Source organism: Mycoplasma enhydrae (genome assembly GCF_025779955.1).
GTDB lineage: Bacteria > Bacillota_I > Bacilli_A > Mycoplasmatales > Metamycoplasmataceae > Metamycoplasma > Metamycoplasma enhydrae.
Genome location: NZ_JAOXHI010000003.1, coordinates 60537 through 83356, shown reverse-complemented (window position 1 = coordinate 83356; position 22820 = coordinate 60537). Strand labels below are relative to the sequence as shown.

The 22820-nt window shown below is 26.7% G+C and carries 22 protein-coding genes, 1 tRNA gene and 1 rRNA gene; 17 read left to right on the top strand and 7 right to left on the bottom strand.

Features of this window, described 5'->3' with window-relative positions; genetic code table 4:
* Nucleotides 1-309, top strand: a complete 309-nt coding sequence (locus OF364_RS01540; protein ID WP_263774012.1) for a hypothetical protein — start codon at nt 1-3, stop codon at nt 307-309.
* Between the two features lie 39 nt (nt 310-348).
* Here the strand turns inward: OF364_RS01540 and OF364_RS01535 are convergent, their stop codons facing one another.
* A complete protein-coding gene (locus OF364_RS01535; protein ID WP_205851096.1) occupies nt 349-1116 on the bottom strand; it encodes a hypothetical protein in 768 nt (255 codons plus the stop codon).
* 253 nt (nt 1117-1369) lie between these two features.
* Between OF364_RS01535 and OF364_RS01530 the strand changes: the two genes are divergently transcribed.
* The 7 genes from OF364_RS01530 (at nt 1370) to recO (ending at nt 8950) form a co-directional block, all read left to right on the top strand.
* Complete coding sequence (locus OF364_RS01530) at nt 1370-3529, top strand: HinT-interacting membrane complex protein P80 (protein ID WP_263774011.1); 2160 nt, start codon at nt 1370-1372, stop codon at nt 3527-3529.
* A gap of 21 nt (nt 3530-3550) precedes the next feature.
* On the top strand, nt 3551-5320 hold the full coding sequence (locus OF364_RS01525) for a HinT-interacting membrane complex lipoprotein P60 (RefSeq protein ID WP_263752818.1): 1770 nt from the start codon (nt 3551-3553) through the stop codon (nt 5318-5320).
* Complete coding sequence (gene hinT, locus OF364_RS01520; protein ID WP_373422506.1) at nt 5320-5643, top strand: histidine triad protein HinT; 324 nt, start codon at nt 5320-5322, stop codon at nt 5641-5643. The genes OF364_RS01525 and hinT overlap by 1 nt, the downstream gene beginning before the upstream one ends.
* Before the next feature lie 24 nt (nt 5644-5667).
* Nucleotides 5668-7134, top strand: a complete 1467-nt coding sequence (lysS, locus tag OF364_RS01515; RefSeq protein ID WP_263774010.1) for a lysine--tRNA ligase — start codon at nt 5668-5670, stop codon at nt 7132-7134.
* 122 nt (nt 7135-7256) lie between these two features.
* Nucleotides 7257-8096, top strand: a complete 840-nt coding sequence (gene whiA / locus OF364_RS01510; protein ID WP_205851092.1) for a DNA-binding protein WhiA — start codon at nt 7257-7259, stop codon at nt 8094-8096.
* 41 nt (nt 8097-8137) lie between these two features.
* Nucleotides 8138-8241: ribosomal RNA gene (rrf, locus tag OF364_RS01505) — 5S ribosomal RNA — on the top strand.
* Nucleotides 8242-8281: 40 nt separating this feature from the next.
* Nucleotides 8282-8950, top strand: coding sequence for a DNA repair protein RecO (gene recO / locus OF364_RS01500; RefSeq protein ID WP_263774009.1), 669 nt, complete (start codon nt 8282-8284; stop codon nt 8948-8950).
* Nucleotides 8951-8973: 23 nt separating this feature from the next.
* Here recO and OF364_RS01495 read toward each other — a convergent pair whose 3' ends face one another.
* Complete coding sequence (locus OF364_RS01495) at nt 8974-10809, bottom strand: ribonuclease J (RefSeq protein WP_263774008.1); 1836 nt, start codon at nt 10807-10809, stop codon at nt 8974-8976.
* Between the two features lie 120 nt (nt 10810-10929).
* Between OF364_RS01495 and OF364_RS01490 the strand changes: the two genes are divergently transcribed.
* From OF364_RS01490 to arcC, 4 genes are all read left to right on the top strand, one after another.
* Nucleotides 10930-11337, top strand: coding sequence for a hypothetical protein (locus OF364_RS01490; protein WP_205851089.1), 408 nt, complete (start codon nt 10930-10932; stop codon nt 11335-11337).
* Nucleotides 11338-11361: 24 nt separating this feature from the next.
* Nucleotides 11362-11811, top strand: coding sequence for a large conductance mechanosensitive channel protein MscL (locus OF364_RS01485; RefSeq protein ID WP_205851088.1), 450 nt, complete (start codon nt 11362-11364; stop codon nt 11809-11811).
* A 238-nt stretch (nt 11812-12049) separates the two neighbouring features.
* Nucleotides 12050-13087: an ornithine carbamoyltransferase gene (gene argF / locus OF364_RS01480; protein ID WP_449867082.1), complete on the top strand. Its 1038-nt coding sequence runs from the start codon at nt 12050-12052 to the stop codon at nt 13085-13087.
* Nucleotides 13088-13089: 2 nt separating this feature from the next.
* The gene (gene arcC / locus OF364_RS01475) at nt 13090-14025 is read left to right on the top strand and encodes a carbamate kinase (protein ID WP_263752398.1); all 936 of its coding nucleotides are present in this window, start codon (nt 13090-13092) and stop codon (nt 14023-14025) included.
* Between the two features lie 65 nt (nt 14026-14090).
* Here the strand turns inward: arcC and rlmB are convergent, their stop codons facing one another.
* Both rlmB and cysS read right to left on the bottom strand, forming a co-directional pair.
* Nucleotides 14091-14783, bottom strand: coding sequence for a 23S rRNA (guanosine(2251)-2'-O)-methyltransferase RlmB (gene rlmB, locus OF364_RS01470; protein ID WP_263774007.1), 693 nt, complete (start codon nt 14781-14783; stop codon nt 14091-14093).
* Complete coding sequence (cysS, locus tag OF364_RS01465) at nt 14783-15997, bottom strand: cysteine--tRNA ligase (RefSeq protein WP_263774006.1); 1215 nt, start codon at nt 15995-15997, stop codon at nt 14783-14785. The genes rlmB and cysS overlap by 1 nt, the downstream gene beginning before the upstream one ends.
* Nucleotides 15998-16122: 125 nt before the next feature.
* Between cysS and argS the strand changes: the two genes are divergently transcribed.
* The 5 genes from argS (at nt 16123) to OF364_RS01440 (ending at nt 21040) form a co-directional block, all read left to right on the top strand.
* Nucleotides 16123-17748 carry an arginine--tRNA ligase gene (gene argS / locus OF364_RS01460; RefSeq protein ID WP_263774005.1) on the top strand — a complete coding sequence of 542 codons (1626 nt, stop codon included), beginning with the start codon at nt 16123-16125 and terminating at the stop codon, nt 17746-17748.
* Between the two features lie 7 nt (nt 17749-17755).
* Entirely contained in the window at nt 17756-18310 is a 555-nt protein-coding gene (locus OF364_RS01455) for a DJ-1/PfpI family protein (RefSeq protein ID WP_205851083.1), read from the top strand.
* A gap of 181 nt (nt 18311-18491) precedes the next feature.
* Nucleotides 18492-19817 (top strand): putative cysteine peptidase, encoded by a 1326-nt coding sequence (locus OF364_RS01450; protein ID WP_263774004.1) that lies wholly within the window; start codon nt 18492-18494, stop codon nt 19815-19817.
* A gap of 2 nt (nt 19818-19819) precedes the next feature.
* Nucleotides 19820-20410, top strand: coding sequence for a hypothetical protein (locus tag OF364_RS01445; protein WP_205851081.1), 591 nt, complete (start codon nt 19820-19822; stop codon nt 20408-20410).
* Between the two features lie 27 nt (nt 20411-20437).
* Nucleotides 20438-21040, top strand: coding sequence for a hypothetical protein (locus OF364_RS01440; protein ID WP_263774003.1), 603 nt, complete (start codon nt 20438-20440; stop codon nt 21038-21040).
* Between the two features lie 15 nt (nt 21041-21055).
* Here OF364_RS01440 and OF364_RS01435 read toward each other — a convergent pair.
* The 3 genes from OF364_RS01435 to OF364_RS01425 all read right to left on the bottom strand — a co-directional run bounded on the left by OF364_RS01435 (nt 21056) and on the right by OF364_RS01425 (nt 22817).
* Nucleotides 21056-21148 (bottom strand) — tRNA-Ser (locus tag OF364_RS01435).
* An 87-nt stretch (nt 21149-21235) separates the two neighbouring features.
* Nucleotides 21236-21973, bottom strand: a complete 738-nt coding sequence (locus OF364_RS01430) for a thermonuclease family protein (protein ID WP_205851079.1) — start codon at nt 21971-21973, stop codon at nt 21236-21238.
* A gap of 1 nt (nt 21974) precedes the next feature.
* Nucleotides 21975-22817 carry a class II fructose-bisphosphate aldolase gene (locus tag OF364_RS01425; RefSeq protein ID WP_263752403.1) on the bottom strand — a complete coding sequence of 281 codons (843 nt, stop codon included), beginning with the start codon at nt 22815-22817 and terminating at the stop codon, nt 21975-21977.
* Between the last annotated feature and the right edge of the window lie 3 nt (nt 22818-22820).

The following is a 22820-nucleotide window of genomic DNA, read 5'->3' as shown; positions in this document are numbered from 1 at the left end:
ATGGAACTATTTATTAACATATTTTTTATGGTATTAGGCTTTTTAGCTTCAATATACGTTTTAATCATCGCAGTTTTATTGTTTGTAAAAAATGTTAAAAAAGTTCATAAACGAGTGGCACATTGCGCTTTATCAGCATTATTACCTGTTTCAGTTTTTGAACTATATCTGTTAGTTAAATCAGCAAATTCTAGTAACTATTTATGATTATCTCTTTCAATACTATTATTACTATTTATCATTTCTTCAAGCGTTCTATATCTAGTCGGAAGTATGATTAATAATAAAAAATACAAACACGATAGATAAAAAAACAATAAAAATTAACCGAGCATATTGCTCGGTTTTCTATATCTCATTTTGTTCTTGAATTGTGTCATATTTATCTACATCTATTATGTTGCAATGTAAATAATTGGTGGCTAAATTATCAATTGAAGCTCAATTTTTACCATAAATATTTCTTAAATAATTAGCGTATTCACTTATAATTTTTATTTCTAAATCACCCTTATTTATAGTTATTAATTTGTAACTAATATTTGTAATTCATTTTCTTAATGAATGTCTATTAATTAATGCTGAAGTAACTAAAAAACCTTCTTGTTCTTGGTCATATAATAAATCTACAACATCTTTATAATTAAATGATTTAGTTAGTCCTTTTAAAGTTTTAGCTAATCTTATTTTAGATTTAATACTAGCAACTTTAGTGTTAGTCATCGAAGCATAATGATTAATATAACTTTTAATTTTTAATGGACATTTAACAAATTTTTTAGCTTTTTTAGTAGTTGTAGGAATAATCAAATTTATATTAATGAAAGGACATTCATTATATATTTCTTTTATATCTTGCACAAATTTATTTTGCAATGAAAAATAATCAGAATGCTTAACAGAATCAATAATTTTATCAGGAAATAATCTTCTTAATTTTTCATATGATTCAAATGTCATCATCACATCATAATGATCAGTTTCATTTCAATAAGAAAGATCATTTTTTAGTGCTAATAAGCTATTTTCATCCAAACTATATCAAATATCATTCTGATTACATATATCAATAAATTCTTTTAAAATCCTGATTTTATTTTCAAAAATATTAGTCATATGAAAATTATAATTAATTATTTTTTTAAAAACTAAAAAACTAAAAGACGGAATATATTTAGTTTATTGTTATCATAAATTTTAGTGTTTTTCGCTTTATTTTAAGGCATTTATTTATCGCAATAAACCAAATACATATGTTTCACATTACTAAATTAAAAATGTATAAAAAATGGTAAAATATATAGTATTCTATATTTAATAAATTAAATATGAATGTAATTAACATTAATCAAATTACAAGAAAGGTTTAATGATGGCAGAAAAAGTTAAAAAAACTCCTACCACTGAACAAAAAACTAAGAGAAAGAAAGTTTTATGAGCAACTTTTTGAACTACAGCTATTTCAGCAGTAGTTGCAGCAGGAATTGCAATTCCTTTAGTTAGAGCTTCAAAAGCATTGCCAGCACCAACTGAAATACTTGATTCAAATAGTCCAATTTTAAATATCGAAACACCAAATGGCAAGGTAACTCCTAAATATGGTGAAATTGATAAAAAACCAAGTGAACCAAACAAAAATAAAAATATTTCAGATTCAATGGAAAAATTTACAGCTAAATATCTATATGAACAAGAATATGAGGCTTCATTATGATATCAAGCTGTTTATAATGCAAACAAGGCAAGATTAGATGAAAAAGTTTTTGCACTAGATTCAGTTGAAAAAATTAGAGAAAAAGTCAAAAAAGAACTTGAAGATCTTAAAAAGCAATTTCAAAAGCAATATGGTTTAGAAAAAAAATGAGAAGAAAAATTCAAGGAAAGACTTAATAGTGAAGAATGAGGAAAATCTAAGAACGAGAGTGAAGCAATTGAACATAAACTAAACTTAGAAATTAAAAAACATGCTTTTAGAAGATTCGAAACTGAAGTAAATAATGACTGAACATACAAAGATCTAAAAGATGGAATTATTGCAAACAAAGATGTTTTTTATGAATACAAAGGTAAAAGAGTTAATATAGCAAAAAAAGGTGAAAGCATTATTTTACCTTTTGCTAAGGAAAATGAAAATTATGTTTTACCTGCTAATGACTCTGAAGAAGTTAACAAGGATTCTAAAACCTCAATTAAAATTCCTATGTTTGTAACTAAATCTTTTGTTAAAGAATATAAAAATGCTAATAGATTTATTGCTCCTTGAATTTCAAAGGGGCAAGGTATTTTGTCTGAATTTTCTCTAAGTGCTCATCAAGACCAAAAAGGTTCAGAAAAACCTTGAATAGTTACAAAAACTGAAATTATTAATCTTTTAAAATTTGCAGCTTATGATGAATCAGATACAACAGTTAAAATTAAATTAGGAATTGATGGTTTAGGCGAATTCAAAGGATTTAGTACATTAATTAAATCTGGAAATATTACTAGTGCTGATGAAAAACAAGCTACAAATGATAAAAAACTAATTAAAGCCTTATCTGCTGATAAAACAAATGCTGATAAATTTGGTTCAAAAGGATTTATTAATTTAAAACAAACAATTTCTACTTCAGAACCTTCTGTATATTTAAATATGTTATCAATGATATCAGGAGATGGCGAAGCTAATAAAGGTGTATTCAAATATAAACAAAAAGATGATTTATTTAAAAAGCTAAAAACTGAATTACTAAAAGAATTTTTCCTTATTGAAGATTTTGTTAATTTAGAATCAACTTATAAAGCTAAATTAAAAGGTGCTTTAGAACAAGAGCCAAAAGCCGAAAACAAAAGTACTGAATATGATAAAGAATACGGCAAGCACAATTCTGAAATTGAAAGAATAATTAATGACTTAGATGACAAAAAATTTGCTAAGGCGTTTGGTAATGCTTTCAAAACAGTGTTTACCTCTGGAAATGAAAAAAATAAAGTTGATGCAATTTATAAAGTGGGCGAAAATTTTGTAACCTTAAATGAAAAAGGAATTTTAATTCAAAACTTACATAAATTTGATAAAGAAGAAGAAATTAAACAACTTATTGTTAAAGACCTGACAATTAAATCAAAAGCAAACTATTCTCCAACATTTACAACAGAATTATTTGATTTAACTAAGATTTTTTCAGACATTTTAAACACTTCATTTCAGCTAAATGAACTTTTAAGTCAAGAAAAATTCAAAAATTACATTAAAGAACAAGAATATACACCAATTGATTCTGATAAAGCTAAGAAGTTTAATGATGATGATATTAAAGCAGCACAGGATTACATTAAAACAATAGAAATTAGTAATCAAAGTACATCAATAGCAAACAAATATAAACAAATTGATGATTATATTAAAAACCAAATTAACCTTGGTTTAGTACTTGATTATAAATATGACCAAACTAAAAACAAATACACTATTTCACCACACAACATAGAAGCTAATATTACTGATTATTTATTTAATTTAATTGTTAAATATGTGCTAGGTAACTAGTAAGAAAAGGAATAAAATATTATGAAAAAAATAAATAAAATATTATGAGTTTTAGCTCCTTCTGCAACAGTATTACCTATTGCTGCTATTTCTGCATCTTGTGGCAAAACCGATAATTCAACCAAAAAAGAAACACCAGGTTTTCAAAGTGGATTTTTAAAAGAAGCTACATCGAAAAATCAAATTCTTTTATCTATTGTTAATACATATTTAGGAAGTTTTTATCAAGAAGAAATCAAGCTTTTACCTGAAGCAAATAGAGCACCTGAAAAAGACCCTGTTCTTGCGCTAATTAATAATAAAACTTCACAATTTCATAAAGACATATATAACATTTTTAAATTCTATGCTAATAAAGAAGTAGATTCAAACCCACAATTCTTTTGAAATATAAAAAATGATTTTGTTAAATTAAATATTGATACAACTCAATATAATCCTGAAATTGGAAAATTGCCAAGTGAAGATGAATTTATTTTCTTAATGAATAATTCAAAGTTTTTGGCAAAAAATATCAGACTTCAATTAGAAAAACTTCTAGTTGCAAAAATATATCTACTAAAATCAAGAGAAGAGTATAAAAAACTTTCATTAAATGACAAAGGCTTAGATAAATATCAAGTTAGCTTAGAAAAAGAAATGAAAAAAGATTCTACTTCTTCAACTAAAAAAGATATTTATAATGCTTTAGACTTTTCAGCATCAAACTTATACTTAATTAAATATTTAGTTGAAAATTCATTGATTCAAAAATGAAGTTTCAGTGATGACCAAAACATGGATTTAAGAGAAGGTAAAACTAATGTTAAATCATTTGAAGATTTTAACAATCTAGCTCGTTATAATCCATCAGAAAAACCAAAATTTGATTATAATCCAGCAGCAAAACACCCAGAATATATACTTAAAACTGGTGCATCTGAAAATTATGATCTAAAAAATCTAAGAGCATATAATGGAATAATAACCAATAAAGAATCATCAGGTGATTTATCAACAAGTATTTATACAATACAAAGACATAAATCTCCAATTTTTGGGTTCTTAGATCCTAAAACTCAAAAAGTTTATGACCAAGATCACTTTAAATTTAGAGAAATTTTAAAAACAGCGGACAAATGACCAGCCTTATTAGCAAGTGCTCAATTAAAAGCAAAACAAGATAAAGTTAATAAAGACACTTCATTTAGTGCTAAAGATGTTGAATTTATAGGTCTTGTTAGAGATACCAAAAATGAAAAATTATTTACCAAAACAGTAGTTGTAAATTCGATTGTATATACATTGCAATTTGAAATTAATAGTTCAATTAAATTTACTGGTGAAAAAGATGGTGTTCTAAGAGTTCCAGTTACTTTAAACATTAAAGAACTAGCTAAGAGACATGAAATTTCATTAAACATTGACTTAGAATATAAAACTAATAAATTTATTGATCAAACTGAAGGTAAAAAATATAATCTAGATAAATTACCTGCGCATGTTACTATGATTAGTAAAGATGGCAAGAAAATAGAAGCAGCTTATGTTGTTAAAATAGCTCCTTCATATCTTAAAAAATCAATTAAGGATAATGAAGGCAAAACAAAAGAAAAAAGTATTTTTAGCCTTGAAGAAACTCCATGAAATTATGCAGATCAACAAGATATTTTAGCTAACCACATAGTTTTAACTCAAGGAGATACTTTATTTAGAGAAGTAAATAAATACATTACAGGTAACTTAGGCTTTAAATTAGAATCACAAAACAAAACAATTTCAGATATTCTAAAAACAGAAGGATGAATTTAATGGAAAAAGACACATTTCAGAGAATTATTGATAGAGAAATTCCAGCGACAATTATTTATGAAGATGCAGATGTGATTGCAATTTTAGATATAGATCCAGTTGAAAAAGGGCATTTTTTAGTAATACCTAAAAAATATTCACGAAATTTATATGATATTGATAACGAAACCCTAGCTAAATTGTTCCAAAAAGCAAGAGAATTAGCTGTTGAACAAACAGAAAAATTAAATGCCTCAGGCTTTAAATTAACAGTTAATAATAATGAAAGTGCTGATCAAACTGTGTTTAGAACTCACATTCATATTATTCCCTATTACGATTAATAGAAAGACTTAGAATTTATTTTTATGGAAAGAAAATACTCAGAACAAGAACAAGTTAGAAGATCAAAAATTTCACAATTAGCTAATAAAAATATTAGAGCATTTAATGCAACAATTAAGCCTACTATTTGCTCTAAAGAAATTAACAATTTATATGCCTCAAAAACTAAAGACCAAATAGAAGCAAAAAAGCAAAATGCTATATTTAATGGTCGTGTAATGACTCAAAGAGGTCCTTTTTTAGTGCTACAAGACCGTTATGGAAGTATGCAAGTTTATGTTGATAAAAAATCTCTAGATGAAATTTCATTAGAGGTTTTAAAACAACTTGACTTAGGCGATATTATTAGTGTTGAAGGTTATGTATCAAAAACAAATACTGATGCTTTGATGGTTAAGTCTTCAAAAATTACTTTATTAACTAAAGCTTTAAAACCCTTACCTGATAAATATCATGGTTTAGTAGATCCTGAAGAACGTAGAAGACATCGTTATGTTGATACCATAGTTAACGAAGAATCAAAAAACACTTTTATTTTAAGATCAAAAATTATTAAAGGTGTTAGAGAGTTTTTTGATAATTTAGATTACCTTGAAGTTGACACTCCTGTTTTACAACCGATTTTAGGTGGAGCTGCTGCAAAACCTTTTGTAACATTTTATAATGCTTTAAATAGTAATTTTTATTTAAGAATTGCTACTGAATTACCATTAAAAAAATGTATTGTAGGTGGACTTGAAAGAGTTTATGAAATTGGGCGTATTTTTAGAAATGAGGGTGTAGATAGTACTCATAACCCTGAATTTACTTCAATTGAATTTTATGAAGCATATTCGGATATGTGAGGTATGATGGAACGTACCGAAGGCGTTTTTAAACACTTAACTGAAAAATTAGGTATTAAAAAAGTTAAATTTAACGGACATGACATTGAATTTAAATTCCCATTTGCTAAAATCAACATGGTTGATGCTATTAGTGAAAAAATTGGAGTTGATGTTAGAAAATTAGACGATAAACAAGCAATTGAACTAGCTAAAAAACACAACATTAAAACTGAAAAATACTATAAATTAGGTCACGTAATTAATGATCTATTTGAAAAATATATTGAAGATACTTTAATTCAACCTACTTTCGTTTATGGTCATCCTATTGAAATTAGCCCATTAGCATTCAAGGAAAAAGATGATGAAAGATTTACTCAAAGAGCTGAATTATTCATTGGAACAAAAGAATTTGCTAATATGTTTACCGAACTTTCAGATCCAATTGACCAACTTGAAAGATTTGAATCACAACTAGATGAAAGAGAAAACGGTAACGAAGAAGCTAATGAAATTGATTGAGATTTTGTTAATGCTTTAGAATATGGTTTACCTCCAACAGGTGGATGTGGAATCGGAATTGATAGATTAATAATGCTATTAACTGAAAATGACTCAATAAGAGACATTTTACTATTCCCACAATTAAAAGACTTAAAATAATTTAGAATTTCAAGTTTTAACACTTTTAAACTAAGTGCTAGTAAACTTGAATTTTTTTGTTATACATATAAAGCTTCAATTTTATTAATTTATTAACTTAAATTAATATAATTTAAATAAATATGGAAAATAAAACATTTAGTTTAACTATCAAAGAAGAAATAATGAATCGACCACTGAAAAGACAAGAAAAAATGAATTTGCTTAGTGGCATTTTTGCTACTTCTAAAATTGAACAAGGCGAATTTAAATTAATTATTAATAATAAAGATTTATATACTTTTGTTAGAAAGATTTTAGATGAACTAAATGTCAAATATTATCAACCTCATAAAAATGAATTTTGCATAATTAAGGCCACTTTTTTAAATTCGAAATTAAAAATGGAAAGGGATTATTTTTCAGGAATATTTTTATCTAGTGGTTCAGTTTCAAATTTTAAAAGTCTTTCTAATCACTTGGAACTTAAATATTATGATTTTTCTATAGCTAGTGAATGTGTCAAAATTTTGAACAAATATAATTTAAATTTTAAATTAATCAAGCGAGATAAAAAATACATTACTTACATTAAAAAAATCGAGAATATATGCGATTTTTTAAAAGCTATCGAAGCTATTAATTCTTATTTCAAATTAGAAGAATATAAAATTGAAAGAGATTATTTAAATAATATTAATAGAATAACAAATTTTGATGTTTATAATCAACAAAGAATTGCTAATGCTAATGTTGTTTTTTTAAAAAACCTTGAATTTATAGAACAAAACAATTTAATTTCATATTTTGGAATTGATGAAATGAAATTTTTTAATATAAAGAAAAAAAACTTGGATTTAAGCCTAACCGATTTAGCTTCTATTTTAGAAGAACACAATATAGTAAAATCAAGATCTTCCCTAAATCATTCATTAATAAAGCTTAAAAAAATTGTTGCAAAATATAATCGAAAAAATTTTTAACTTTTTTTTGCAAATAAAAAAAATTAATATATAATATTAAACATAGCAACCATAACGAAGGGGCCCACCTGATTCCATTCCGAACTCAGCAGTTAAGACCTTCAGTGCCGAAAATACCATTAGGGAAGATAGGTCGTTGCTTTTTTTATTTTCTTTTTCAATAATTTGTAATAATTATAAATATTATGGAACACAAAGAATATGAGGATTTAGGAATATTATTAAGCATCAAACCACACCTTGAAAATGATGCAATTATTCAAGTGTTGTTTAGCAAAAACATTATTAGCTTATATGCAAAAGGAATTCAAAAAGGAACTTCAAAAAACCGGCTAAATCTTCAGTTATTATCATTAATAAACTTTGAAATAATTAGTTCAAAAAATCCTAATGGACTTAGCACTCTTAAAAGAGCAACTCTAATTAAAGCATTTCCATATTCAGAACACTTGCAAGAAAATTTTAAAACTATTGGTCATTTTTTAAAAAAACAAACTCCAAATAATAACTTAGAAATTTTGATTAGTGCATATAAACAAATATTAGACAACATTGAATCTAGTCCAATTCATTGTATTTCTTATTTTTTATTAAAAATAGCTGAAATTAATGGACTCAGACCTATATTTCATAAATGTGTAGAATGCAATAATGTTGATAACATTATCGATTTTGAGTTTTATAAGGGTGGTTTTTTGTGTTCAAAACATTCACAAGATTCAAAAAACATTGAACTATTAAGGTCATTATACTGACTAAGTAGAGATTTAAAATCTTTTATTATAGAATCTAAAGAACCGGAAGTTCTAAAAATAAAAATTATGCTATTGGAATTTCTAAAAAATATAATTTAAAACCCGCCATAAAACGACGGGTCTTATTTTTCATTTTCTTTTTGAACTTTAATACTATTTTGTTTTTTTTTACTTTGAGTTTTTTTATTTAGCTCATTTGTTCTTTTAGTTTGTTTAATTGATTTAGTTCTAGTTTTAAGTTTTTTATCATCTTTTTTAGTTTCCGAATTATTTTTAGATTCTTTATTAATTTCATTGGTTAATAAAATAGTTGGAAGAATAACTATATTACGTCTTTTATTTTTATAAAAGAAAGGATCTAATCTGTCAATAATTAATTGTTTTAATTGCGGAATAGTTCATTCTTTTTCATTTTTAATAGTATAAAGAATTGCTCCATGAACCAAACGTTTTGCTTCTTCTACTAAGTGCAATGAATTTTTTACAAAAAAAGCACCTCTTGAAATAATTCTTGGCTTGCCTAAAATTATTTTCTTTTCTTTATTTATAGCCACAATTACATTAATGAAACCGTTTTGGCCTAATTCCATTCTTTCTTTCATGATTTGAGAATTAGTTTTAGATAAAATGTTTCCATCAATAAAAACGGGCCCGAAATATACTTTTTCTTCAGCTAAAGAAATTTTGTGATTTTGTAAATAATAAACATCACCTAAATTCGCTACTATAACATTATTTGGTTCCAAACCGCTTTCTATTGCTGTATATCCATGAACTACACTCATACGATATTCACCATGATAAGGAATGAAATATTTAGGTCTAGTTAATTCAAATATCTTAAGGTGTTCATCTTTATAAGCGTGTCCAGAGGTATGTAAATAACCATCTACACCGTTTTCTCTGATTATTGCACCTAATTTGTATAATCTATTAACTAATAATTCACACTTAGATCTGTTGCCAGGAATAGGACTGGATGAAAAAATTATTGTGTCTTTTGGTTTGATAGTTACATTAGGATGTTTACCAAATGACATTTTAGCTAGCCCAGCCATTTCTTCACCTTGAGAACCTGTTGTTAAGATTAATAGTTCATTTTCATTATATTTAGACATGTTTTTTTTGTCAATAAAAACTTCATCTGGAGCATTTATATATCCTAGTCTTCGACCAATATCAACATTATCAACCATTGATCTTCCAAAAGGAATTACTTTTTTGCCTAATGTTGCTCCTAATTCAATAATTGCCTTAATTCTTGTCAAGTTTGAAGCAAAAGCAGTAACAATTATTTTTCTTTCAGCTTCAAGCATGTATTTTTTAATGTCCTTTAAAATATCACTTTCAGAAGGTGAGTGATTAGGACGCATTGAGTTAGTAGAATCTGAAAAAAGTACATCTAACCCTTCATCGCCCATTTGTTTAAGTTTAGAAAAATCTGTTAAATTACCAATCGGAGTGTAATCAAATCTAAAATCACCCGTCATCATTAGACTACCATTAGGAGTTTTAACTCTAACTCCAAAAGCATCAGGAATTGAATGTTGAGCTGTTCATCAATCAACAGAACAATCGTCAAAATTAACTACTAAGTCTTTATGAATTTCGATAAATTCAACATTAGTTTTAATTTTCATATCAGCAAATTTTAGCTTTAAATATTGAATTGCAATTCTTGGTGCATAAATTCTTTTAATGTCCACTTGTTGAACTAAATAAGGTACACCACCAATGTGGTCTTCGTGCCCATGTGTTATAAATAAACCTTCAATTTTGTCTTGATTTTCAGCTAAATAGCTAAAATCAGGAATTGAGCCACTTATTCCTGTTACGAATGTATCACAAAACTTAATTCCAGTATCAATAATAAAAATATGTTTATCATATTCAATAATTAAGGTACTTTTACCAATTTCTTGCATTCCCCCTAAACCAAAAATTTTCGTTGGTTTCATATCATTCCTCCGTTTTTTGTGTATTATATATAAAAAATATAAAAAGATATAGTCTTAATTATTTTAACAAAATATATAATTATAATTATCAATATCCACTAAAAAAATATGGAGGCATTTATGACAAGCGAAAGAAGCTTTTCTATTGTAAATTTAATACTAAAATTTGTAGCAATTATTTTAATCACTGTCGGTATATATTTTTTTGTTACAAATTTTTTAAACTTTATAAAGGTGAATAATAAATCATATGATGAAACAAATTTAGACATTCTATTTCAAGACCTAAAATCACTTTTTGCAACAAATAAAAAATATTTTTATTTAGCAATTAGCGGAATTATATTAGCTTATTTAACTTATATATTTGACATCGTTATTTTATCAATCGCAAGCTGGAGTTCACAAGCTAGCGGAAAAATTCAACTATTAGTTTCAACAATCTTGCCAATTCCACTATGAGTTGTTTCTTGAATTGGTAACATTTTAATAATTGCTAAAAAAAGAGATAAGACAATTCAAGTTTAGTGCTTTAATTATATTGGTGAAATTATGACAAAAAAAGAACTAGAAGAAAAAAAGCACTATTGTAAGAAATCTTTTAAAGATGCTAAAGCAGTAATTGTTCGTGGCAACATGTTTATGTTAGCCATTGGTTTATTACTAGGAGCTGCATTTGGAGCAGTTGTTAATTCATTGGCTAATGACGTTATTATGGCAGCAATTGCTAATGTATTTAAGGTTGACAATTTAGCAGAATGAAAAGTAGGCCCTGTATTAATAGGTAAATTTTTGGCTGCATTATTATCATTTGTAATTGTGGCAACATTTATATTTATTGGCTTATTTTTAGTATTCTTTATAAGAAACTTAATTCAATACAAAAAAGCCAAAAAACAACCAATTGAACCAGAAGCAGAACCTGCACCAACAACTGAAGAAATGATCTTAGAAGAATTGAAAAAAATTAACAGTGAACTTTCGAAAAAAAATCAAAAATAGAGGGGAAAAATTTCAAGCCCTTCTATTTTTTAATATCAAATGATTGTAATCTAAAATTAGGTGTTTTATCTTATAGATAATAAAAATTAAATCGTAAAAAATTGTTATAATTTAGACGTGTTTTAAATATTTTGAAAACACTTATAAAAAGTCTATCTAAATTAATAAAATTAAGCCACTTGTTTTATAGCAAGTGTCAAGATAAACATTTTAAAGATACAGGAGAAAATACATGCCAATGAATTTAAAAGGTCGTAGTTTAGACACAGCTCTAAATTTTACAACCGATGAAATTAATTATTTATTAGATCTTTCATGAGATCTTAAAAAAGCTAAAATGCAAGGGTTACATACAAACAGTCGTCCTCTAGTAGGAAAAAACATTGTTATTATGTTCCAAAAAGACTCAACAAGAACACGTTGTGCATTCGAAGTTGCTGCTGCTGATTTAGGTGCAAGTTGTACTTACATCGGACCAACAGGGTCAAACTTTGGTAAAAAAGAATCAGTTGAAGATACAGCTATGGTTCTAGGACAAATGTATGACGGTATTGAATTCCGTGGTTTTAAACAAACAGACGTTGATGCTTTAGCTAAATATTCAGGTGTACCAGTTTGAAACGGCTTAACAGATGCTGAACACCCAACACAAATGTTAGCTGACTATTTAACATTTAAAGAACAAGTTGGAGACCTAAGAGGAAAGAAAATTGTTTTTGCTGGTGACATCAAAAACAACGTTGCTCGTTCATTAATGATTGGTGCAGCATTCTTTGGTGTACACATTGTTTTATGTGGACCAAAAGCTCAATGAGAAATTGTTAAAAATGGACCAGACCACAAAGAAGTTTATAAAGCAGTTCAAAAATTATTTGAACGTAACGGTGGTTCAGTATCATTTTCAGATAACAAAATCGAAGCTGCTAAAAATGCAGATGCAATTTACACAGACGTTTGAGTATCTCTAGGAGAACCATTTGAAATTTTTGAATCACGTATTCAAGAATTAGGTGCTTTCCAAGTTGATATGGCTATGATTAAAGCTGCAAAAGAAAATGTAATTTTCTTACACTGTCTACCTGCATTCCACGATGACAAAACTTTATTCTCATCTGAAATTAAAGAAAAATTAGGTAAAAAATACCCAGTTGTTGCAACCGGAGCTATGGAAGTTACAGATGAAGTATTCCAATCAAAATACAACAAATCAATTTCACAAGCTGGAAACCGTATGCACACAATTAAAGCAGTTATTTTAGCTACAATAGGATACTAATTATGAGTAGAATAGTTATTGCTTTAGGCGGAAATGCCTTAGGAAATAATCCAGCAGAGCAAAAAGAACTAGTTAAAATTCCAGCTAAAAAAATAGCTGAATTAGTAAAAGCTGGTCACGAAGTTATTGTTGGACATGGTAACGGACCTCAAGTTGGTATGATTTTTAATGGTTTTGTAAGTGCTGCTTCAGTAAATGCAAAATCACCTTTAGTACCATTGCCAGAAGCTGGCGCTATGTCACAAGGATACATTGGTTACCACATGGTTAATGCTATTACTAATGCATTTAAAGAAGAAGGTTTAAAAAATAAGGAAGTTTTATATCTTTTAACTCAAACATTAGTTGACCCTAAAGATCCAGCTTTCTTAAACCCAACTAAACCAATTGGTCCTTTCTTTGCTTCGAAAGCTGAAGCCGAAGCTGCAAACCCTAATAGTGTAATAGTTGAAGATGCAGGTCGTGGTTTTAGAAAAGTTGTTGCTTCACCAAAACCTATTAACTTTGTAGGTATTAACCAAATGATTAACTCAATCAATGCAGGTGCTACAGTTATCGTAGGTGGTGGCGGTGGTATACCAACAGTTGAAGATAAAAATGGTTTTATCGAAGGTGTTGATGGAGTTATTGACAAAGACTTTGCATTGGCAAAAATGGCTGCATTAGCTAAAGCTGATTATTTTATAGTTTTAACAGCTGTTGACTATGTTAAAGTAAATTTTGGCAAACCAGACCAAAAGAACTTAAAACATGTTACAAAAGCTGAAATTGAAAAATATATTGGTGAAAATCAATTTGCACCAGGAAGTATGTTACCAAAAGTGCAAGCAGCTATTAAATTCGTTGAAGAAGGCGGAAAAGCTGCATTCATCGGTGACCTAAAGGATTTAGAAAACATTATTGCTGAAAAAATCGGTACAAAAGTTACTTTAAATTAATTTCAAAAATTATATATATAAATAAAAACACATTCATCGCACAAAAGGCAAAATGAATGTGTTTTTTATAGTTTGTTTTTTGTTAGCTCATAAAGTACAATGCCAGTGGCAACTGATACATTAAGTGATTGAACTGATTCGCTTTTTTGATTAATAAAAATAATTTCATCAGATTTTTTGAGCAATGTCTTTGATACACCCGTGGCTTCATTGCCCATAATTATGGCACTAGGAGCATTAAAATTAGCCTTAGCTAAATCTTTAGCCTTATTATCTAAAGCAGTAGCATAAATTCAAAATTCATTTTTTTTCAAATACTCAATTGCGTCTAATAGACTTCCTACTTTTATTACTTTAATGTTTTTAAATCCCCCTGAAGAAATCTTTAGTACGGTTGAATTAACATCTACAGCGCGATCTTTTGGAATAATTATGTGTTTAATTCCAAAAACATTAGCTGACCTCATAATAGCCCCAAAGTTCTGTGGGTCTTGAATATGATCAAGAATTAAAACTACTTCGGGTTTATCTTTTACGATAGTTCCAATATCATAATATTGAAAATCACTGATTTTAGCAATAAAGCCTTGGTGATTGCCATTTACCATTCTATTCATTTCATTAAGACTTAAAAATTTAATATTTTTAAATTTAATTAATTTAGCATCACTACTTTTTAATAAATAAACTTCTTTAATAGGAAAATTATTATTAATAGCCTCAATCACTGAATTTTTTCCATAAATTAGATTTTTCATTAGATAATTTTTCTTTCTTTTAGTGTGTTTCTAATCAAATCAGCTTCTTCATAGTTTTTATTTTTTACTAAAATGTTTCATTTGTCATATAAATCTATATCTTCTTGGCTTAGGTTTTTAGTAGCAAAAGAAAAACCTAAAATTTTCATAATTTCAATAAAACTTCCAACTGTATCTTTGTTTTTCGATAATTTAATAATATTTTTATAAGCTTCTGAAAAATTCAAATCAGCAACATAATTAATTACTTCTTTGATTAAATTTTCATTTTTTGTAACTTGATAATTTTGCAATACCAAACTGTTTTTTAACAAAATAAATTTATCAATTATATTTTGATTAGCTACTAATAAATCATCAGTTAAATTAATAGGTTTTGAATAATTAGTAGTTAACATTAATAATTTATATGTATCAGCATCATACTTTTTTAAAAAATCATGTGGAAAAATTAAGTTTCCGATTGATTTTGACATTTTTTGATTTTTATAATTGAGTGTTCCAAAATGCATTCATTTTTTAGCAAGAGGCTTTCCATATATGGCATAGTGCTGTATGTTTTCATTTTCATGGTGTGGAAAAATTAAATCAATTCCTCCACCATGAATATCTATAGTTTCATTTCCAAAATATTTAGATATAAAACAACTACATTCAGTGTGTCATCCAGGTCTACCTAGACCAAAAGGACTGTCAAATTTAATTCCTTCTGTTGTTGATTTTCATAGTGCAAAATCTTCACTGTTTTTTTTGTTTAAATGTTCTTCTTCATTATTAATAAGGTTATCTATTTTTTGATTGCTTATTGAACCATATTCACTTTTATATTTGTATAAATCAAAAAATACATTTCCATTTATTTGATAAGCTGAATTGTTTTGCAACATTTTATTAATATATTCATAAATATCATTAAGTGATTCGGTTACTTTTACAATTTTATCTGGCTTTTGTAAATTGAAAATTTTAAATAATTCTAAATAATATTCAGTATATTTTTGTGCTATTTCATATTCAGTTGTATTTTCTGCAGCTGCTTTTTTAATTATTTTGTCATCAATGTCAGTAATGTTAGTTAAATAATAAATATTTTGACCTAAAAATCTTTGCGCTCTTATCATTAAATCAAATGTAACTGTAGGTCTTAAATTTCCAATATGGGGATAATTATAAACAGTAGGCCCACATAGATAATATCTTCTTAAATTTTTCATATTATTAAATTATACTTAAATTTAATTTTTAGTTTATTAGTTCAAAATTTAGCATCAATTTTTAAATTATTTAACGATTACAAAAGTCCCTAAATATATGATTTTAATTATATAATATTAATGTTATGAAAACGGCTAAAGATATAATTATAAGCTCAATAAAAGAAGCTTTAGAAAAACTAAAAATAAACAAACCAGTAGTTTTAACGGAGGCAAAAAACTACGGAGATTATTCTACAAATATTGCTTTAACATTGCAAAAGGATTTAGCAAAAAAAGCAACAGAAATAGCTCAAGAGATTGTTAGAAATATTGACTTAAATAAATACAAAGAAATTTCAGAAATTAAGATAGCTGAACCAGGATTTATTAATTTTTGAGTTTCAGATTCAGTTATTGCTGATACTGTTAATTTGATTAATAAATTGGGCAATGAATATGGAAGTGGTTCAAAAGAAAATAAAGGTAAAATTAATGTTGAATTTGTTTCGGCAAATCCAACAGGATATTTACATATTGGACATGCTAGAAATGCAGCAATCGGAGCAACATTATCAAAAATTTTAGAAAAGGCCGGTCATAAAGTAATTCGAGAATATGTAGTTAATGATTATGGTAACCAAATGAACAAATTGGCTATTTCAATTTATTCAAGATACCAACAAATTTTTGACAAAAACTATGAATTACCTGAAGATGCTTATCGTGGTGGAGACATTATTGAATTCGCACAAGCATTTTATGAAAAAGAAAAAGAGAAATATAAAGATGTTGAATATACAGCTGAAATTGAAAAACTATTTAGAAAATTTGGTAGAGATTTTGCTTTAGAAAACATTGAAAAAGATTTGGCAAAATTTGGAGTTTGATTTGATGTTTATACATCTGAAACTTCTCAATATGAAAATGATTTAGTTTGACCAGCTATTAGAAGACTTAAAACAACATATAAAAAAGATGGTGCCACTTGATTACAAACCACTAAAGGTGGTAAAGATGATAAGGATCGTGTAATCATCAAAACTAATGGTGATTCAACTTATTTATGTGCAGATATTGCATATCATGAACAAAAATTTAAACAACTAAACGACCCTGAAAAAGGAATCATAATCGACGTTTGAGGAGCAGACCACTCCGGATATGTGGAGCGTGTAAAATTTGCTTTTGAAGACTTAGGATACCGTAGAGATCAATTTGAAGTTATCTTATTTCAATTAATTAGAGTTATGAAAGATGGTAAGGAAATTAAAATGTCTAAGCGTCTTGGAACTTCATTAACTCTAAGAGAATTAATGGATGAAGTTGGCAAAGATGCCATAAGATTCTTTTTAATTGAAAGATCATATAATTCAAAAATTGATTTTGATATTAAAAAAGTTACTAGCGCTGATGAAAGTAACTCTATGTATATTATTAAATATGCTCATGCACGTTGTGTTCAATTATTAGAAAAATTATCTTATGAAAATCCTCAAGCTACAGATTTAAGCGACGAGTATTCACAAAAATTAGTTGCAGAATTAAAAGAATACCCAGATCTAATCACAACAATGGCAAAAAACTATAAAGTTAATTTATTACCACCTTACTTATTAAAACTAGCTAGAGCGTTTAATTCATTTTATTCAAATGTTAAGGTTCTAGATTCAAATAATGAACAAAGTTATGCAGCTTTAGTTAAAGCAGTTAAAACAGTTTTAGCTGATGCTATGAGATTAATGGATCTAGATATTCCAGAAAGAATGTAATAATAATATGAAATTATTAATTTTGGCACATAATGGTTTTAATGATATTGAACTAGGAACAACATATTCAATCTTTAATTACTTTAAGCATTTTGAAAAAATTACAATTTTTAATCCTGACCTAAATACTAAAGAAGTTATTGGTCAAGGTAATGTACTAAAATTGAGTTGTGAAAATCAAGTTAATTTAGATGAATATGATGCAATTTTCATTCCTGGTGGCTCTGGAGCTCAAACACTAAGAAAGGATAAAGAATCTTTAGATATCATTAGACAATTTAAAAATAGTGATAAATATATATTTGCTATTTGCGATGCCCCTAATGTTTTGTATGAAAACAACATTATTGATGATTCTATCAATTATAGTTCATATCCAATTAGTTCAAATTTTAAAGAAGGCTTAAAAAGGAATAAAAATGATGTCACAGTTGATAAAAAAATTGTAACAGGTAGATGTCCTTCAGCCTCTTTAGAATTTGCTTTAGAAATTTTAAAATTACTTTTTGACGCCGATGAAGTTAACCATTTTATAAAATATTTAAAAGCTGATTTAGAATAAATTTTATATAAAAAAATTCAAGTTTTCTTAGCTAATGCTGGAGGCTTGAATTTTTATTTATAAAACTAAAAAATCAAATTTCAACAGATTAAAAAAATATCGAAATTATTATGTCAATGTTAGAATTAGGGTATATGAAGCGCATTTTTCATATATGAAAAAACTAAATTGGAGGTGTAAAATGAAGAAACTTTTATTTTTAGGAAGTACTATACTAAGTTTACCTTTTACTATCATTAGTTCAAAATTAGAAAAAAATAATGAGATTAATATTTCATTAGCCAAAAAAATTGTTCTAGAAGATTATAAAAAAATTACTAGAATGAAAGATGTTAAAATTAAATTTACAAAATACTTACAAGTTGATAAAAATTTAAGATCTTTATTAGTTGTTTATGAAAAAAGAGGATATTCAATAATAAGCTTAGCAAATGGGAAAATAATTGAAGTGAATCCTTTTAGTAAAAAATATTTAAATTTAGATAAAGAAGTTCAAAATGAAAAACTTTTATATAAATATTTAAATGATATTAAAATATTAGACAAAGATAATAAAGAATTAAAGTCAAATTTTAAAAAAGAAATATTTTACAATAATGACGAAAACTCATTAAATTTGAAAATTGAAAATTTAGATTACAAAAGTTCACAAAACCGTGGAAAACCAGAATTTGAATGACCAAAAGGTCAAAGTGAAAAAGCACCATTTGTATATGCTGATTATGAAGTACCATATTCTTGATATTTTAAACTAAGTGGCTCTAATAATCATGGATATTTGGACGGCAGTGGATATCAAATTTATAAAGATTATTCAAACATTGAACCTTACTATAAGGGAAAATACTATGGTCAATCTCCAGAATCTGGGTTGTGTGGCTATATTGCTATGAATTTATTGATAATGTATAGAATGCTTTTTTATAACTCAAATTATTTTAACGATTGAGAAAAAGAAGAATTTGTTAGACCAGGAGAAGATATATATCATTCTAATTATTTAGACAGCAATCATTTACCTACATTAAAACCTGATTTTACAAAATATTTATATCAAAAAACATGATTTGCTACTGGTGTTGATAAATGATGAAATCTTAAATATATTGTTGATAGTTTTTTAAAAAATAAATGACAACAAGGAAAAATTAATTATTCACATTGAGGGGACTATTCATTTTTTGGTAAACCATGGTCAACTATAGTTTATAATAAAACTCCAACAGCCCTAGCTGGGCTTTATTCTCCAGGTTCCACAGGTAAAGATGGCCATGTAATTGTGGCTTATGGAGCAAATAGAGACGGAAGATTTTTAGTTAACTTGGGCTGGGGTGCAAATGATAGTCAAGTTTTCGTCACCAAGGAGTTATTTAGCCATGGAATGAATTATGCACTAAATGATAAGTCAGAACGAAAAATGGGTCAAAATAGATTTTTTTCATATAATGGTGAACTTATTGATGGTTCACAGTTTGAACAAATTTTAAATATGAAGGGGATAATATAATAATGAAGAAATTCTTATTACTTAATTCATTAATGATTTCTGCTATACCTATATCTATTTTATCTATTTCTTGTTGCCGATTTCCAAAGTATAATAAAAAAGAACTGCATGAAGAAATTGAAAAAACAAAAGGGCTAAAAATAGTTTCTATTTCAGCTCCATTGTTAAAAGGTCCAATAGAACCCGCTTACAAGAAAAATGACATTATTTTTAGTTTGGAAGATAAAAGTAAAGATCCTAATTATCAATCTATCACTATAAAAGATTTCAAAGGTCAAAAAAACCAAGAAAAAACAATCTATTTTTTAATTCCATATAAAGAAAAATTAAAATATAAAAATAAAGAACTAACATATTTTTATATGCCTGGTCGCTGAATGAATTATAGAAAAAATAAACATTTGAGTTTTACTTGGTGTATAGGCTATAAATATATTGGAAAAGAAAAGGAATCTGAATATTACTTTGAAGGTGAAGAAAACAAAAAAATCACAATTAATCTTAAAGTTAAAATCTTAATAAGCAATAGGTTTAATGAATTACATTTGACATTAAATGATACTAGTCAAATTTTAATAGTTGAAGAAATTTAAGCATTAAATAGAACCAAAGGAGACCTAATGAATAAAAAAAATTTGCTTTCAACTTTAATTGCACCAACTTTACCATTAACAATAATTTCAGTTTCTTGTAATTGATTTAATATGAATAAAGAAAAAATACGCTTCGACAAAAAAATAGACCAATATAAAGGTTATAGGGTGACTTCAGTATTTGGCACTATTACTAATGGTCCAATAGAACCCGCTTACAAGAAAAATGACATTATTTTTAGTTTGGAAGATAAAAGTAAAGATCCTAATTATCAATCTATCACTATAAAAGACTTCAAGGGTCAAAAAAACCAAGAAAAAACAATCTATTTTTTAATTCCATATAAAGAAAAATTAAAATATAAAAATAAAGAACTAAAAATTTGTCATCTTTTAAACAATGATAAACTTTATGAATATAAAAACAATGGTTTTTTCCATTTGAAATGTGGACTAGGATATGAATATTATTCTGAAGAAAATAATTCTGAGTATTATTTTGAAGGAAAAGAAACTCAAAAAATTCCAATTATGATTGAAATTAACAAAATACAAGATTACCTAGATTATGAAATAATATTAAAAATAAATAATACGTATCAAAAAATATATATAGAAGGATTGAAGTAAAACGAAATAAAAAAATGGCGGGTAAGAGAGGATTTGAACCTCCGCGGGTGCTTTAACACCCCTACAGTCTTAGCAGGACCGCCTCTTCGACCACTTGAGTACTTACCCGTACACATTAGCAATTAGTATTATATACTAAAACAATCTTCAAAATAAAAATATAGTTCACTAACAAAAAAATCAGTGAACTTATTTTTAATTTTTAGGATATATTTTATTAATATTACCGCTTCAAATACCTTTTTTATCTTCTCTAGCTTTGTCTTGTGCTTTTTTAAGAAAATGATAATAATTTTCATTATCTGTATAAAACTTATTTTTTAAATCAAGGCTAATATAATTCATTTTGGCAAAGCCATTAAAAACTAACTGTTCATTCAAACATAATAATTCATTATTTTTAGTTACAATAACTACAATTCCAATAACCCTGTCATACAAGTCTCGAAAGTTATTGCTTAATTTATCTTTTCCTTTAACTTTAGTTCTTTGTGGGATAACTCATATTGATTTAGCATTTTTTAGTTGCTTAGAAACGAAATTCTTTGCCATTTGGCCATATTTAAATTGTTCACCTTCAGTGGGAACTCAATTATCATTTATTCTTTTTCTGGTTTCTGGTGTGTCAATTCCTGCATATCGACAAATAAATTCTATACTAGTGTTAATTATTCTAAAATTTGTAGTATCCCCATCTTTTTCTCCTATCAATTTAACTTGTGTTGCATGATTAGGACTTAAATTATCAGAAATAACATATTCTTTATTATTAAGAATTAATTTTTTATTTTTGGTATCTAGTGAAGGAGATGTGTTTTCATTATTCCCGTTTGATTGTTTGGTGTCATCTTGACACTTGATTGATACAAGTGGACTAATTAAAACAACTGGGCTTAAGGCTGCTAATAATCATTTAAATTTAATCTTTTTCATACTAATACTTATTTAATAATTCCTTTGTTTTATTAAAAATCATTTCATTAGATAATTTGTATAGTTTTCTTGGATTATAGTTTTTATTTTTTAAAATATCATTGTTTTTTATATATTCTAATAGTCCTTTAGCATTTTCAATTTGCAAATCAGTATTAATATTTATTTTAGTAATTCCAAGACTAATACATTTTTTTAGGTCATTTTCACTAATTCCTGATCCACCATGTAAAACTAATGGAATTTGCAAATTTTCATTAATTTTACTTAATAGTTCGAAATTAATACCGTTTCAGTTTTTTGGATATTCACCATGAACGTTTCCAATTCCAATAGCAAGCATGTCAACACCAATTTCTTTAAATTTTAAAGCTTCTTCTAATTTGGTATAGACAATATCACTAATGCGATCATCATTTACATTTCCTATTGTGCCTGTTTCACATTCTACTGTTATATCTTTTTTTCTAGCTTTTGCAATAATTTTTTTTGATAGTTCTAGATTTTGTTCGAAATCTAGTTTGCTTCCATCAAACATAATGGAGCTAAAATTAGCTTCAATAGCTTGTAAACAATCTTCATAATTTCCATGGTCCAAGTGTAAACAAACTGGTACTTTAATACTTAGGTTTTCTATTAAGGCAACAACTAGATTATAAACCACCTTGTAGCCACCAAAATACTTTATAGCACTAGGACTAACTCCTAATATAATCGGCTTAGAAGTTTCTTGTGCAGCTAATAATACTTGTTTAGTTCATTCTAAATTATTGATATTAATATGAAAAACAACTTTCTTTTGTTTATAAGCATTATTTAGCATTTCTTTTGCATTTACTAGCATAAT